The 15,582-nt window shown below is 62.4% G+C and carries 11 protein-coding genes and 1 tRNA gene; 3 read left to right on the top strand and 9 right to left on the bottom strand.

The features are described from left to right. Window positions 1–619 precede the first annotated feature (619 nt). A tRNA-Arg gene (locus GJ698_RS13585) sits at window positions 620–695 on the bottom strand. Between the two features lie 201 nt (window positions 696–896). On the opposite strand from GJ698_RS13585, the gene GJ698_RS13580 reads away from it, so the two are divergent. After that, on the top strand, window positions 897–1,466 hold the full coding sequence (locus GJ698_RS13580) for a c-type cytochrome (protein WP_154358145.1): 570 nt from the start codon (window positions 897–899) through the stop codon (window positions 1,464–1,466). A gap of 48 nt (window positions 1,467–1,514) precedes the next feature. Here GJ698_RS13580 and GJ698_RS13575 read toward each other — a convergent pair whose 3' ends face one another. From GJ698_RS13575 to GJ698_RS13550, 6 genes are all read right to left on the bottom strand, one after another. Then, on the bottom strand, window positions 1,515–2,075 hold the full coding sequence (locus GJ698_RS13575; RefSeq protein ID WP_154358144.1) for a hypothetical protein: 561 nt from the start codon (window positions 2,073–2,075) through the stop codon (window positions 1,515–1,517). Window positions 2,076–2,247: 172 nt separating this feature from the next. Next, the gene (locus tag GJ698_RS13570) at window positions 2,248–4,311 is read right to left on the bottom strand and encodes a M13 family metallopeptidase (protein WP_371865295.1); all 2,064 of its coding nucleotides are present in this window, start codon (window positions 4,309–4,311) and stop codon (window positions 2,248–2,250) included. A 68-nt stretch (window positions 4,312–4,379) separates the two neighbouring features. Continuing rightward, window positions 4,380–6,401 carry a M13 family metallopeptidase gene (locus GJ698_RS13565; RefSeq protein WP_154358143.1) on the bottom strand — a complete coding sequence of 674 codons (2,022 nt, stop codon included), beginning with the start codon at window positions 6,399–6,401 and terminating at the stop codon, window positions 4,380–4,382. Between the two features lie 77 nt (window positions 6,402–6,478). Then, complete coding sequence (locus GJ698_RS13560; RefSeq protein WP_154358165.1) at window positions 6,479–8,473, bottom strand: M13 family metallopeptidase; 1,995 nt, start codon at window positions 8,471–8,473, stop codon at window positions 6,479–6,481. 57 nt (window positions 8,474–8,530) lie between these two features. After that, on the bottom strand, window positions 8,531–10,762 hold the full coding sequence (locus tag GJ698_RS13555; RefSeq protein WP_154358142.1) for a TonB-dependent receptor plug domain-containing protein: 2,232 nt from the start codon (window positions 10,760–10,762) through the stop codon (window positions 8,531–8,533). Window positions 10,763–10,881: 119 nt separating this feature from the next. After that, window positions 10,882–11,481, bottom strand: a complete 600-nt coding sequence (locus GJ698_RS13550; protein WP_154358141.1) for a hypothetical protein — start codon at window positions 11,479–11,481, stop codon at window positions 10,882–10,884. A gap of 344 nt (window positions 11,482–11,825) precedes the next feature. Between GJ698_RS13550 and GJ698_RS13545 the strand changes: the two genes are divergently transcribed. Together GJ698_RS13545 and GJ698_RS13540 are read left to right on the top strand one after the other, a co-directional pair. Next, a complete protein-coding gene (locus GJ698_RS13545; protein ID WP_154358140.1) occupies window positions 11,826–13,259 on the top strand; it encodes a S41 family peptidase in 1,434 nt (477 codons plus the stop codon). A 194-nt stretch (window positions 13,260–13,453) separates the two neighbouring features. Then, window positions 13,454–14,575 (top strand): beta-ketoacyl-ACP synthase III, encoded by a 1,122-nt coding sequence (locus GJ698_RS13540; protein WP_154358139.1) that lies wholly within the window; start codon window positions 13,454–13,456, stop codon window positions 14,573–14,575. Here the strand turns inward: GJ698_RS13540 and GJ698_RS13535 are convergent. Next, window positions 14,572–15,102, bottom strand: a complete 531-nt coding sequence (locus GJ698_RS13535) for an FMN-dependent NADH-azoreductase (protein WP_154358138.1) — start codon at window positions 15,100–15,102, stop codon at window positions 14,572–14,574. The two genes, GJ698_RS13540 and GJ698_RS13535, sit on opposite strands and share 4 nt — an antisense overlap. Next, on the bottom strand, window positions 15,099–15,518 hold the full coding sequence (locus GJ698_RS13530) for a GNAT family N-acetyltransferase (RefSeq protein WP_154358137.1): 420 nt from the start codon (window positions 15,516–15,518) through the stop codon (window positions 15,099–15,101). The genes GJ698_RS13535 and GJ698_RS13530 overlap by 4 nt, the downstream gene beginning before the upstream one ends. Between the last annotated feature and the right edge of the window lie 64 nt (window positions 15,519–15,582).

Below are 15,582 nucleotides of genomic sequence, written 5' to 3'. Positions count from 1 at the left end.
AGTAATGCCACGTCAATCACTCCGATCCCCTACTCATTCAGATAAGTAGGATTGTGTGCTAAACGTGGGTCAATTTTCGATGCAAATTATGCGGCTAAGTGGGTCAGTTTTCGGTGCAAATCAACACGCAGAATTTATTTTGACTACAGATATGCCCAAACTGTCTTACGAACAGACCGAGCCTCTGCTGGAGCTTGTGGATAATCTTCTCAAGAAAGTCGACGGGTCGTCAAAAGAAAAGCTCGCTTCTATTCTAAAGCGCGAACGCGATGGTAAATCGAAACAACGCCTTGGAAAAAACTAAGGATTTGGATGGGATGCTGGCGGCGATGAGGGACAACAATCCCTACAAAGAATAGTTTAAGCCGCACGAAGCAATTGCAGACACTTTTGACTCAAATCAAAAATCTGTGAAAAATTTTTAAGCAAGGATGTCGCCATAAACGCCGAATTCAAGCTTTAAGACCGATTCGCTTCGCAGCGAGCGAGATAATAAATGCTGCAGTGGCACAATACAACGACGGAATCTGGCACAATTTTGGCAGAGTGACACTGCTCTTTATTGCAGAATAACGCACTACATTGCACAAGCTAAGTATTTGATTTTATAGAGAATATATGGTGCGGCTGGCGGGGATCGAACCCACGACCCTTGGCTTCGGAGGCCAATACTCTATCCACTGAGCTACAGCCGCGACAGGGGGATGCGCTAACGCGTGCCGTAGGATACCGTTTTTATCGGGAGCCGTCCATGGGCCAGTGTCGTTTTAGACATGTTTGCGTTTCCTTCGCGGCATTCTTGTGTCTATAATCACCCGTTTGGTGAAGGTTTTACAAGGCAGCTGCTGATCAACTCTTCGCGCCACCCGGCTTGAATTTAGTCTCTTAAGGAAATCATGAGCGACGCACACAACGAACAAGAATCTCTTATCCGCACTCCCAAGCAGCTCGTAGTCGCCGTCGTCGGCTTCTTCGCAGTCACTATTCTCGGCATCATCCTGCTGGTTCAATACGTCACCACCACCAAGCTGACCGGCGCCGGTTCCAACAGCCAGGCGCCGGAAGAAGTGGCGGCGCGCATCGCGCCTGTAGCCAACGAAGGCTACACGCTGAAAGACGCCAACGGCCCGAAAGTGCTGCAGACCGGCGAAGCGGTCTACAACGTGACCTGCGTGGCCTGCCACGGCACCGGCGCCGCCGGCGCACCGAAGTTCGGCGACGCCGGCGCATGGAGCGCGCGTATCGCCCAGGGTTATGACACCATCGTCAAGCACGCGATCGAAGGCCTGCGCGCGATGCCGGCCAAGGGCGGCAACCCGGATCTCGACGACGTCGAAGTGGCGCGCGCGGTGGTCTACATGGCCAACAATGGCGGCGCCAAGTTCAAGGAACCGGAAGTGCCGGCGGCCGCCGCGGCTTCCGCCTCCGCTGCTGCCGCGCCAGCTGCGTCGGAGCCACCGAAGTAAGCTGCGCTTGCCTTCAATAAAAAACCGGCCCTCGCGGCCGGTTTTTTATTAGCTGCACAGACCGTAGGCTTTGCGGTCCGCGAAATAGCGGTAGGTGAAGGTGCGCATCGGATATTTGTGCAGCGCGATCTCGAACGCCGGCGGCGTCAGGTCGAAACGCTCCGGCAGTTTTTCCGTCACGCGCAGGCGCACGCGCCAGATGGTTTCCTCGCCGGTGGCGCCGGCGATCAGCATGTCCGGCACTTTCGGAATCGCTTCGACGATTTCGGCCGGCGAGTTGGTGGTGCGCTGGTAGAAGGTCACCAGTTTGGCGTTGGCGATCACCGGGCCTTTCGGCTGGGTGACGTTGTAGTCGCGGGTCTGGAACAGCGCACGCTCGCCGCGCGGCACCAGGTAGACGAAGGTGAACTCGGCGCCGCCATCGGGCAGCGTCACCGGCGGCGTGGTCGACACGCTGATGCCGCGCGGCAGCTCGAAGCGCGAACCCTCCTGCCACGCCTTGCACTCCGGCGTCTTGGCCATGTACAGATCGACAGGCGTATAGGAATCGCCGCAGGCGCTCAACAGCAGCGGCAGGACAAGGGAAGATGCGACGTAACGCAAACGCATGATGGCTGGCTTCTTGAATGGACAAGCCGCTAGTATAACCGGGGTCAGTTCTGCCAATCGCACACGGGCTCAACTACGCTGTAGTTGAGCCCGTGTGCGATTGGCAGAACTGACCCCGGATGAAAAAAGGCCGCATCGCTGCGGCCTTTGCTTTCATTGCGATGTCACCGCATTACCACATGATCACGCGGTCTTTGGGCGCCAGGTACATCTTGTCGCCTGGCTTGACGCCGAAGGCGTCGTAGAAGCCCGGCTGGTTGCGCATCGGGCCGTTGGCGCGGAACTGGCCTGGCGAGTGCGGGTCGGTCTTGATCTGCTGGATCTGCGCCGCTTCACGCATCTTCAGGCGCCACACTTGCGCGAAGCCCATGTAGAAGCGCTGGTCGCCGGTCAGGCCGTCGATCACCGGCGCCTTCTTGCCGTGCAGCGACAGCTTGTAGGCCTTGTAGGCGATCGCCACGCCGCTGTTGTCGGCAATGTTCTCGCCCAGGGTCAGTTCGCCGTTGACGTGGTAGCCAGGCAGCGGGCTGAACTCGTTGTACTGCTCGACCAGCATCTTGGTCTTGGCCGCGAACGCCTTGTGGTCGGCGGCGGTCCACCAGTCGCGCAGATTGCCGTCGCCGTCGTACTGGGCGCCCTGGTCGTCGAAGCCGTGGCTGATTTCGTGGCCGATCACGCCGCCGACAGCGCCGTAGTTGACCGCGTCATCCGCGTCGAAATTAAAGAACGGCGCCTGCAGGATCGCTGCCGGGAACACGATTTCGTTCATCTCCGGGTTGTAGTAGGCGTTGACGGTTTGCGGCGTCATGCCCCATTCGTCGCGGTCGATCGGTTTGCCCAGCTTGTTCAGTTCCTTGTTGTAGTCGAACTGGCGCGAACGCAGCACGTTGCCGACCAGGTCATCCTTGCTGGTGGTCAGCGCCGAGTAGTCGCGCCATTTGTTCGGGTAGCCGATCTTGTAGGTGAACTTGGCCAGCTTGGCTTGCGCCTGCTTCTTGGTGGCCGGCGTCATCCAGTCCAGCTTGTCGATGCTGGTCTTGTAGGTGGCCAGCAGGTTCTTCACCATCTCTTCCATGCGCGCCTTGCGGTCGGCCGGGAAGTATTCCGCCACGTACAGTTTGCCGATGGCTTCCCCCAGTGCGTTCTGGGTCACGGACACGCCGCGCTTCCAGCGTGGACGCTGCTCGGTCACGCCGCTCAGCACGGTGCCGTAGAAGGCGAAGTTCTCATCGACGAAGGCTTTGTTCAGGTAAGCCGCGTTGGTGCGCAGCAGCTGCCATTGGAAGTAGGCCTTCAACGTGTCCAGCGGCGTGCTGTCCAGCAGCGCGGTCATGCCTTTCAGGTAGCTTGGCTGGCTGACGATCACGTAGCTGACCTTGCCGGCGACGCCGGCGTCGGTCAGGTAGGCGTTCCAGTCGTAACCTGGCGCCACGTCGTTCAGCTTGGCGATGTCGACCTTGTTGTAGGCCTTGATCGGATCGCGCAGTTCGACCTTGGTCCATTGCAGCTTGGCCAGTTCGGTTTCAAACGCGACGATGGCGTGGGCGGTTTCCGCGCCGTGGGCATCGCCCGCCAGCGTCAGGATTTTCGCCACGTGCAGTTCGTACTTGGCCAGGATGTCGGCCAGTTTCTTGTCGTCCGCTTTCAGGTAGTAATCGCGGTCCGGCAGGCCCAGGCCGTCCTGCGAGATGTCGGCCACGTACTTGGTCGAATCCTTGTTGTCCTGGTGGATGCCGTAGCCGTAAGGCGCGGTCACGCCGATCTGGTTGAAGTGCGAGATCAGTTGCGGCAGCTGTTTCTTGTCGTTCAGCGCGGCGATCTTGGCCAGTTCCGCGTTCAGCGGCGTCAGGCCCAGTTGCTCCAGCCGGGCTTCGTCCATGAAGCTGGCGTAGAAGTCGCCGATGCGCTGCGCTTCCGGACCGCCGGCCTTGTTGCTGGCGGCGCCTTCGATGATCGCGCGCAGTTGCGGCTGGATATCGTCATTCAGTTTGGCGAAGCTGCCCCAGCTCGATTTGTCGGCCGGGATTTCGGTCGTCGCCAGCCACTTGCCGTTCATGTGGGTGAACAGATTGTCCTGCACCCGCACCGACGGATCGATGTACTCGGTGGCGATGCCGGAGACGGGTTTCTTGACTTCCTTGGCGCTGGCCGGAGCGGTGCTTTTGGCAGTGTCCGCGGCGCCTGCCAGGCCTGCGATCAGGCTCAGCATCAATGCACTTACGAGATGACGTTTCACGAGTTATCCTTCTACTATATTAAGTGAAGGCCCATTGCTCACATGGGCCGAACTGCTTTTATATCACATCACCACATGATGACGCGGTCTTTCGGCGCCAGGTACATCTTGTCCCCCGGCTTGACGCCAAAGGCTTCGTAGAAGCCCGGCTGGTTGCGCACCGTGCCGTTGGCGCGGAACTGATCCGGCGAGTGCGGATCGGATTTCAGATAGACGATTTGCTGGGCGTCACGGATCTTGCTGCGCCACACCTGGCCGAAGCCCATGTAGAAGCGCTGCTCGCCGCTGAGGCCGTCGATCACCGGCGCCGGCTTGCCCTGCAGCGAAATCAGGTAGGCCTTGTAGGCGATCGCCGCGCCGCTGTTGTCGGCGATGTTCTCGCCCAAGGTCAGCTCGCCGTTGACGAAGTAACCCTTGACCGGACTGTAGGCGTTGTACTGCTTGACCAGCATCTGCGTCTTGGCCGCGAAGTTCTTGTGGTCGGCCTTGGTCCACCAGTCGCGCAGGTTGCCGTCGCCGTCGTACTGCGCGCCCTGGTCGTCGAAGCCGTGGCTGATCTCGTGGCCGATCACCGCGCCGATGGCGCCGTAGTTGACGGCGTCGTCGGCGTCCGCATCGAAGAACGGCGGCTGCAGGATCACGGCCGGGAACACGATCTCGTTGAGCTCGGGGTTGTAGTAGGCGTTCACCGTCTGCGGCGTCATGCCCCACTCGTCGCGGTCGATCGGCTTGCCGAGCTTGTCGACTTCCTTCTGGTAATCGAAGGCGTGCGAGCGCAGCACATTGCCGACCAGGTCATCCTTGGCCACCGTCAGTTTCGAGTAGTCGCGCCACTTGTTCGGATAGCCGATCTTGGTGGTGAACTTGGCCAGCTTGGCCTGCGCCTGCAGCTTGGTTTCCGGACTCATCCAGTCCAGCGTGTTGATGCTTTCCTTGAAGGCCGCCAGCAGGTTCTTCACCAGCGCTTCCATGCGCGCCTTGCGCTCGGCCGGGAAGTGCTGCTCGACATACAGCTTGCCCAGCGCCTCGCCCAGCGCGCCGTCGGTGGCGTTGACGCCGCGTTTCCAGCGCGGCTGCTGCTCGTCGATGCCGCTCAACACCTTGCCGTAGAAGGCGAAGTTCTCCAGCGCGAAATCCTTGGCCAGGTAGGGCGCGTTGGCGTGCAGCACCTGCCACTGGAAGTAGACCTTCCAGGTCGACAGCGGCGTCTTGTTCAGCAGCTTGTTGAAGCCGGTGATGAAGCTCGGCTGACTGACGATCACGTAATCGACCTTGCCGCCGATGCCGGTATCGTTCAGCCAGGTGGTCCAGTCATAGCCCGGCGCCAGCTTGGACAGCTGGTTCAGCGGCACCTTGTTGTAGGCCTTGACCGGATCGCGCAGCTGCACCTTGGTCCATTGCAGCCTGGCGATCTCGGTTTCCAGCGCCACGATGGCCTTGGCGTCGGCCGCGCCGTTGGCGTTGCCGGCCAGGGTCAGCATCTTCGCCACGTGCTGCTGGTACTTGGCCAGCGTTTCGGCCAGTTTCTTGTCCGATTTTTTCAGGTAATAGTCGCGGTCCGGCAGGCTCAGGCCGTCCTGCATCAGGTCGGCCACGTACTTGGTCGAATCCTTGTTGTCCTGGTGGATGGCGAAGCCGTAGGGCGCGGTGTAGCCGTAGCGGTTGAAGTGGGCGATCAGCGCCGGAATCTGCTTCTTGTCGCTGAGCGCGGCCACGCGGTCGAAGTCGGCCTTCAGCGGCGCCAGGCGCACTTGCTCCAGCCTGGCCTCGTCCATATAGCTGGCGAAGAAATCGCCGATGCGCTGCGCTTCCGGGCCGCCGGCCTGGTTGGCGGCCGCGCCTTCGATGAGGGCGCGCAGCTGCGGCTTGGTGTCGTCGTCCAGTTTCTCGAACGAACCCCAGCTCGACTTGTCGGCCGGGATCTCGGTCTTGGCCAGCCACTTGCCGTTCAGGTTGAGGAAGAAGTTGTCCTGCGGCCGCACCGCCGGATCGATGTCGGCGATGTCGACGCCGGAGGTTTTTGGCTGTGCCTGTACGCCGGCCGAAGCCAGCAGCGCCAGCAGCAAGGCGCTGAGCAGATGTGATTTCATTGTAGTGGCTCTCCCGAAAGTCTTGAAACAATAACAAAAAAGCCACGCGAGGTGGCTTTTTTGCAGGGGCTAAACGCTTACCAGATGATGATGCGCTGTTCTGGCGCAACATACAGCTTGTCGCCCGGTTTTACGCCGAAGGCGTCGTAGAAGCCCGGCTGGTTGACCACCGGGCCGTTGGTGCGGTACTGGCCCGGCGAATGCGGATCGGTCTTGATCTGCAGGATCTGCTGGTCTTCGCGCATCTTCACGCGCCAGATCTGGCCGAAGCCCATGAAGAAGCGCTGCTCGCCGGTGAAGCCGTCGATCACCGGCGCCGGCTTGCCGCCCAGCGACAGCTGGTAAGCCTTGTAGGCGATCGCCATGCCGCTGTTGTCGGCGATGTTCTCGCCCAGGGTCAGCGCGCCGTTGACGTGGTAGCCCGGCAGCGGGCTGTAGCCGTCGTACTGCTTGACCAGCGCGTCGGCCTTGGCCTTGAAGTTGGCGCGGTCTTCCTTGGTCCACCAGTCGCGCAGGTTGCCGTCGCCGTCGGACTGGCTGCCGCCGTCGTCGAAGCCATGGCTGATCTCGTGGCCGATCACCGCGCCGATGGCGCCGTAGTTGACCGCGTCGTCGGCCTTGGCGTCAAAGAACGGCGGTTGCAGGATCGCGGCCGGGAACACGATCTCGTTCATGGTCGAGTTGTAGTAGGCGTTGATGGTCTGCGGCGTCATGCCCCATTCCTCGCGGTCGATCGGCTTGCCCAGCTTGGCCAGCATGCGCTGGTGGCGGTAGTTCGAGGTGCGCAGCACGTTGCCCACCAGGTCGTTCTTGATGATCACCAGCGTCGAGTAGTCGCGCCACTTGCTCGGATAGCCGATCTTCGGCGTGAACTTGGCCAGCTTGGCCTGGGCTTCCAGCTTGGTGGCCGGGCTCATCCAGTCGAGATTGTCGATCGAGGTCTTGTACGAGGCCAGCACGTTCTTCACCAGCTCGTCCATGCGCGCCTTGCGCTCCGGCGGGAAGTAGTCGGCCACGTACAGCTTGCCCAGCGCTTCGCCCAGGCTGCCTTCCACCAGGCCGACGCCGGTTTTCCAGCGCGGCGGCTTGACCGCCACGCCGGTCAGCACGGTGCTGTAGAAATCGAACGACGCATCGGCGAAATCTTTCGACAGGAACGGCGCGGTCTCGCGCAGCAGCTGCCATTCAAAGTAGGCTTTCCAGGTGGCCAGGTCGGTCTTCTCCAACACCGCGCCGAAGCCGGTCAGGAAGCTCGGCTGGCTGACGATCACCGAGTCGATCTTGTTGGCAACGCCGGCGGCGGCCAGCGCGTGGCCCCAGTCATAGCCCGGCGCCAGTTCGGCCAGCTGCTTGAGCGGCATCTTGTTGTAGCGCTTGACCGGGTCGCGGTTCTCGACCTTGGTCCATTGCACTTCGGCCAGCGCGGTTTCCAGCGCGATGATTTTCTTGGCGTTGGCGCCCGGATTGCGGTCGCCCGACAGCGTCAGCAGCTTGGTGACGAACAGCTCGTACTTGGCCAGGGCGTTGGCCATCTTGGCGTCGTCTTTTTTCAGGTAGTAGTCGCGGTCCGGCAGGCCCAGGCCGCTCTGGCTGACGTACACCGCGTACTTGGTCGATTCGCGCGCATCCTGGCGCACGCTGACGCTGTACGGCGTGGTGATGCCGATCTGCGCCAGGTGGGCGATCAGGATAGGCAGGCCCTTCTTGTCCTTCAGCGCGCGGATGTGGTTCAGCTCGCCGGCCAGCGGACGGATGCCCAGCTCGTTGAGCTTGGCTTCATCCATGTAGCTGGCGTACAGGTCGGCGATCTTCTGCGCTTCGCTGCCGTTCTTGCGGGTCTTGTCGGCTTCGGCTTTTTCGATCAGGCCGCGCAGCTGCGGCAGCGTGTCGTCGCGCATCTTGGCGAAGGTGCCCCAGCTCGATTTGTCGGCCGGGATCTCGGTGGTCTTCAGCCAGCTGCCGTTCAGGTAGGTGAAGAAATCGTCTTGCGGACGCACGCTGGTGTCCATGTTCGGAATGTCGATGCCGGAGGACAGGGTGTCGGCGGCGGTGGCGGCGCCGAAGGCGGTCATCAGGCTCAGGGTCAGAGTGGTCAGCAGCAATCGTTTGTTCACAGCGTGTCCTTATGGTTAGAACTTCATTTCATATTTGACGCTCCAGACGACATACGTCTGGTTGGTCGTGTTGGCCAATTGTGTCAGGCCGTTGGTGCTCACGGTGTTGGCGCCGATGGCGTCCTCCGCCATCAGATTATTGGCGGAAACGCGCAGCTGGTTGCGGGCGTTGAACTTCCACAAGCCATAGGCGTCGAACGAGCGCTTGCGGCTAGTGTAAACCAGCTGCGACACGCTGCTCTGGATCAGCGTTTCCGGCGTCCAGTTGAGGCTGCCACCGAGAGTCAGCGGCGCGTCCTTCATGCGGTAGTCCAGGCCGACGTTGGCGGTCTGTTTCGGCTGCGCGTCGAGGCGGTTGTTCGGGCCCGGAATATCATCCACGCTGGACCAGAAATGGCTGTAGTTGCTGCGGAAATCGATGGCCGGTCCGTCGGCCACCAGCTCCTGCAGCTGGAACTTGGCTTCCAGCTCGATGCCCTTGGTCTGCGCGTGACCGATATTGCGCGGCGTCGACACCCAGCGCGGACCGGTCAGCGTGTTTTCCAGCGAAATGTCGCGCCGGATCAGGTCTTCGATATTGCGGATGAAACCGCTGGCGCTGAGGATACCGGCGCGGCCCAGGTAATGCTCGTAGGCCAGATCGAGGCCGGTGGCCAGCTCCGGCTTCAGGTTGGGATTGCCGGTGCGGTCAGGCTGCGTGGCGCTGTTCAGGCGCGACAGCGCCGGCAGCGCGATCAGGTCCTGGATATTGGCCGCCTTGTAGCTCTTGGTCAGGCTGGCGCGGATCTGGTCCTTGTCGTGGCCGGGAATGCGGTAGACCGCGTGCAGCAGCGGGCTGAGTACGCTGCTGGTGTTGCTGATCTCGCCCGCGCTGCCGCCGCTGCTGGTGGTGCGGATGCCTTCCCAGCGCACGCCGGCATAACCCGACCATTGCGCCGAGATATCCCACTCGTCCTGCGCAAAGACCGCCAGGCGGCGCGTGTCGGCGGTCAGGTTGTCGCCGGAATCGGCAAACTGCGCGGCGCCGTTCTTGTCCAGCGAGACCTTGGTTTCCTGGCGGTGGCCCAGTTCCACGTCCCAGCCGGCCGCCAGCGAGTGCTGCTTGCCGATCGGCGTGCTGTACTTGCCGCCGGTGTTGGCGCTGCGGTCGCGCACGGTGGCGGTGTCGGTAAAGCGGTCCAGCAGATTGCCGGCGTTGTCGTACTGGTAGCGCAGCGCGTCGTTGTCGCTGTGGCCGGCGCCGAAGCCGAACTTGACGTCCAGCTTGGAGGCGCCCTGCAGCTTGTGCACCCAGTTGCCGAAGCCGCGCAGAAAGGTCGACTCGGTGTGACCGTCGGTCAGCGCCAGATTGTATTCTGGCGGTTGCAGCAGACTGGGCGGCACCAGGCCGGCGCCCTGCGCCAGGTCGCTGCGGCCGTTGCTGTCGCTGCGGTTGGCCATCAGGAAGGGCTGGAAATTCAGCGTGTCGCCGCTGTCGAACTTGTACGACAGGCGCGGAGTCAAAAACAGGCCGCGCGTCTCGCGCCGGGTCTCGTCGAGGACGTTCTCGTCCTTGACCACCACGCCGTCGGCGCGCGTGTCGCGGTCCACGGTTGCGGTCTGGTCGTGCTGGTGGTTGTCGAACAGCGAGCCGGTCAGCAGCCAGGTCAGGCTGCCGGTCTTGCCCGGCACCGTCAGCGAGAGATTCGGCGAATGGCGGCCCTGCTCGATCGAATCGGTGAGCTTAAGCTGGTTGTCGCGCTGCTGGTAGCCGTCGCGCAGGATGATGTTGATGGTGCCGGCGATGGCGCGCGTGCTGTGCTCGGCCACCGGGCCGCGCATGATCTCGACCCGCTCCACCTGGTCCGGCGCCAGCGACTCCATCGAGAAGCCGGCCGGCGGCCGTTCGCCGTTGACCAGGATCTGCGTGTAGCCGCTGCCCATGCCGCGCATGCGCACGTCGCCGCCGCGGCCCGGGCGGCCGCCCAGCGTGACGCCCGGCAGGCGCTTGAGCACGTCGCCGAGGTTGCTGTCGCCGTTGCGGTCCAGCTCCTCGCGGCCATAGACCTGCTTGCCGGCCACCGAGTTGCGGCGCTCGTCCATGTCGCTGGCGCGGCCGCCGCTGATGGTGACCTGTTGTACTTGCTTGTCGTCCGCTGCCGCCTTGACGGCGGGCCGTGGTGCATCCGCCGCTGCGCTATCTGCTTGCGCGCAGGCGTCGGCCGCGCCCAGCACGGCCAGCCAGGCGAGGGGTAGTAATTTGCTCATGATCGTTATCGGATGGAATTCTTGCCGGGAATTCTACCGTCAGCCCAGCCGGCAGCCATGCTTGCGGCGGGCTTTTTACTTTACGATACAGTAGCAACAACACTTCCTACGTGTATCCCTTAGCCGCCGCTGCCCGGCAGGCTGACGTTGACGCCGCCGGCGCCGACACCCATGCCGCCGCCGCCCATGCCGCCACGGCCGCCGCCCTTGCCGCCGCGATGCTCGCCGCCCTCTTCCTTGCGCTCCGGACGCGCAGCGCCGCCGCTGTCCGGCACGCGCTGCAATTGTTCGCTGAGCAGCTGCACCACGGTCTGGCGCTGGCTTTCGGACAGGGCGTCGTTGACCATCAGCCACCATTCGCGCAGCTGCTTCTCTTCCGTGGTGCTGAGGTTGGTTTCATCGTCGATGGCCTTGGCCAGGTCGCGCAGCTCGACGTTGGCGCCTTGCGTGCCGGCCAGCGTGGCGGCCTGCAGGCGTTCGCGGCGCGCCTTGCGTTCGCGCAGCAGGTTGCGGGTCCGGGTTTCGGTCTGCGCCCACAGCGTTTGCTGGTTGGGGTTCAGGTTCAGCGATTTCTTCAGTTCGGCCGCCATCGGCAGATAATCTTCGGCGCGCATCTCCATCACCGGCAGGGCGAAGGCGGGCGACAGCAGGGCCGACAGGGCCAGCGCGGCGCCGGCGCGGCGCAGGAAGGACGGGGATGGAAATGGCAGAAATCGCATGTATGCTCCGTAGATAAAAAAAAGCCAGCGCTTGGGGCGCTGGCAAAAAACCACTTCAGGGTAGAGAGAAATACGAGCTCAGTGTAGGGCGCGAAATTGGGTGTTTCAGGGGTTCTTACAATTACTTACCGTCGTCAACGGTAGGGATACACTGTACACAAACCTGTCAACATAACGTTACGCCAGGCCCCGTTTGGTGCCGTTTAAAAGTCAACGGCAAGCGTTGTAAAACCTCGTAAAGGTATAAATCATTTCGTGACGGCTACTACGTTTGCTGGGAATCAGGTTTATACTCAATTCATGCAGGCTGCAACTCCGCAGCGGCTAGCTAAGACAGGTGAAACATGGGCAAGAAGTTAAAGAATTCCGGTCTGGTCGGACTGGGCGTGGTGGCCGGCGTCGCCATTTCTCTGCAATTTTCCGCCATGGCGCAAAAGCCGGTGGACCCGCCGCTGCCGCTGGAAGAGCTGCGCCAGCTGGCCGATGTGTTCGGCCTGATCAAATCCGACTACGTCGAGCCGGTCGAGGACAAGAAGCTGCTGACCGAAGCCATTTCCGGCATGGTCGCCTCGCTCGACCCGCACTCCGCCTACCTGGACAAGAAAGCCTACGCCGAACTGCGCGAAGGTTCGCAGGGCAAGTTCGTCGGCCTCGGCATCGAGATCGGCCCCAGCGAGGATGGCTATATCAAGATCGTGGCGCCGATCGAGGACTCGCCGGCCTGGCGCGCCGGCATCAAGCCGGGCGACCTGATTAGCCGTCTCGACAACATTCCCGTCAAGGGCATGTCGCTGGACGACTCGGTCAAGAAGATGCGCGGCGAACCGAACAGCAAGGTCAGCATGACCATCCTGCGCAAGGGCGAGGCCGAGCCGCTGGTGTTCAACATCACGCGCGAGGAAATCCACCAGAAGAGCGTCAAGGGCAAGCTGGTCGAGCCGGGTTATGCCTGGCTGCGCATCTCGCAGTTCCAGGAGCCGACGGTGGACGACATGGCCGCCAAGATCCTCGAACTCTATAAACAGGACCCCAACATCAAGGGTCTGGTGCTGGACCTGCGCAACGACCCGGGCGGCGTGCTGCAAGGCGCGATCGGCGTCGCCGCCGCCTTCCTGCCGAAGGATTCGCCTATCGTCTCGACCAACGGCCAGCTGCCGGACCAGAAGCAGATTTTCTACGGCCGTCCCGAATACTACGAGCTGCGCGGCGAGAACGACGCGCTGGCCAGGCTGCCGGCTGCCGTCAAGAAAGTGCCGATGGTGGTACTGGTGAATACCGGATCGGCCTCGGCCTCGGAAATCGTCGCCGGCGCGCTGCAGGACTACAAGCGCGCCGACATCATCGGCTCGCAGACCTTCGGCAAGGGCTCGGTGCAGACCATCCGCCAGCTGACCGCCGACACCGCCGTCAAGCTGACCACGGCGCGCTACTACACGCCGAACGGCCGCTCGATCCAGGCCAAGGGCATCACGCCGGACGTGGCGGTGGATGAAAACGCCGACGGCGACGGCCTCAACGCGCTGCGCACCCGCGAAGCCGACCTCGACAAGCACCTGGCCAACGACCGCGAGGCCGAAGGCGCCAAGAGCAAGCGCGACGAGCTGGAAGAGCAACTGCGCATGGTCGCTTTGGAAAAGAAACGCAAACCGCTGGAATACGGCAGCGACGACGACTTCCAGCTGCAGCAGGCGCTGAACCACCTGAAGGGCCTGCCGGTCCAGCTGGCCAAACAAGGCACCACCGTGGTCTCGGTGGACACCGCCGCGCTTAAAAAATAAGCAGTGGTTGTAGCGAACCCCAAACCGGGGTCAGTTCTGCCAATCGCACACGGGCTCAACCATTGCAATGGTTGAGCCCGTGTGCGATTGGCAGAACTGACCCCGGTTGTTTTTATTTGCGCTGACCGCGCACGCATTGTGTAGAATTTGCTCCATTATTGGCATCTGCCATTGCTCAATTTGAAAGTTTAATCATGAAACAAGCCGTCATCAGCGGTACCGGCCTCTTCACTCCGGCGCAGTCGATCAGCAACGAAGAACTGGTCGCATGCTTCAACGCCTACGTCGAACAGTTCAACGCCGACAACGCCGCCGCCATCGCGGACGGCGCGGTGACGGCGCTGGAACCGTCCAGCGTGGCCTTCATCGAGAAAGCCTCCGGCATCAAGGCGCGCTATGTGATGGAAAAAGCCGGCATCCTCGATCCCAAGCGCATGGTGTCCTACATCCCGGAACGCGCCGACGAGGAACTGTCGCTGCAGGCCGAGATCTGCGTCGCCGCCGCGCGCCAGGCGCTGGACCGCGCCGGCCGCACCCCGGCCGATATCGACATGGTGCTGGTGGCCTGCTCCAACATGCAGCGCGGCTATCCGGCCATGGCGGTCGAAGTGCAGGGCGCGCTGGGCATCGACGGCTACGGCTTCGACATGAACGTGGCCTGCTCCTCGGCCACCTTCGGCATCCAGCAGGCGGTGGCGGCGGTGCAGAGCGGCCAGGCGCGCGCGGTGCTGGTGCTGAATCCGGAAATCACCTCGGGCCACCTGAACTGGCGCGACCGCGACAGCCACTTCATCTTCGGCGACGCCTGCACGGCGATGGTGATCGAAGCGGCCGACACGGCCAAGGGCGCGCACCGCTGGGAAATCCTGGAGACCAAGCTGAAGACCAGCTTCTCCAACAACATCCGCAACAACTTCGGCTTCCTCAACCGCTTCGACGAAGCCGGCGTGGGCCAGGCCGACAAGCTGTTCCGCCAGCAGGGCCGCAAGGTGTTCAAGGACGTGTGCCCGATGGCCGCCGAAATGATCAAGGACACCATCGCCGGCGCCCAGCTGGAAGTGCCGCAGGTGAAACGCTTCTGGCTGCACCAGGCCAACCTGAACATGAACCTGCTGATCAGCCGCATGGTGCTGGGCCGCGACGCCGAACCGGGCGAAGCGCCGGTGATCCTGGACGAATACGCCAACACCTCGTCGGCCGGCTCCATCATCGCCTTCCACAAATATTCCGACGACATGGCGGCGGGCGAGCTGGGCGTCATCTGCTCCTTCGGCGCCGGCTATTCGATCGGCTGCGTGGTGGTCAAGCGCCTCTAAACGAAATGCAGGTCTTGCAGGCCGATGGTGCTCAGGATGGCGCGCAGGTAGGGTTCGAGGAAGTCCGGCTGGCGCGCGCGTTCGCCGCTGCGCGGACCGCCTGAGCTGACCGCGATATAGACCGGCCGGTCGGCCAGCGTGCCGACCTTGCCTTGCGGCGTGGCGTTGAAGGTGACGCCGATGCGCACCACGTGATCCAGCCACGCCTTCAGCACCGACGGCACGGTGAAGTTGTGCATCGGCGTGGCGATCACCACCGCGTCCGCCGCCTTCAATTCCTCGATCAGCAGATCCGACCACGCCAGCGACGACAAGCCCTGCGCATGCGCCGCGCCGCCCGGCAGCCGCGCCAGCGTGCTGGCATACAGGCTGTCGATATGCGGCACCGGTTCGGCGTACAGATCGCGCGACACCAGCCGGACCTCCGGATGCTGTTCCCGCAATTGGGCGATCACCTGCCGCGACAGGCGGTAACTGGCCGATTCCTCGCCGCGCGCACTGGCGCTGATATGCAATATCGTCTTCATGCAAACACCTTCGCAAAACGCAGCGAGCCAGGCAGCATCCCTTCGCGGAAGTAGAAACGCTGCGCCAGCACATTGGTCAGTCCCGTATCCAGCACCAGCCGGGCGCATTGCGCTTCCTCGGCCATCGCCGTCAGCTTGGTCAGCAGCAGCGCGCCCCAGCGGCGGCTGCGGTGCTGCTCCGCCGCGATGAGATCATCGACGTACAGGAAGCGGCCGTACACCGTGTTCTCCTGCAGGCGGTAGCCGGCCAGCGCCACCACTTCCCCGCCTTCCCACACCGCCAGGATGCGGTAGCCCTGTTCGCGCTGGCGCAATATCTGCGCCACAAACGCGTCTTCCGATTGCAGGTGCGGGCGCAGCTCCTTCATCACAGGATAGCAGGCGCGCAGCTCTTGTTCCGTTTCTACGATTTTCATGGCATGTCCTTTCAAAGACACCATCGTAGTCCGCCGATGGCATAATCCACAGAGCCATGAAATG

Origin of the sequence: Duganella aquatilis (genome assembly GCF_009674565.1) — a bacterium.
GTDB lineage: Bacteria > Pseudomonadota > Gammaproteobacteria > Burkholderiales > Burkholderiaceae_D > Rugamonas > Rugamonas aquatilis.
The sequence above is the reverse complement of the archived record's forward strand: the minus strand, read 5'-3'. Positions and strand labels throughout refer to the sequence as shown.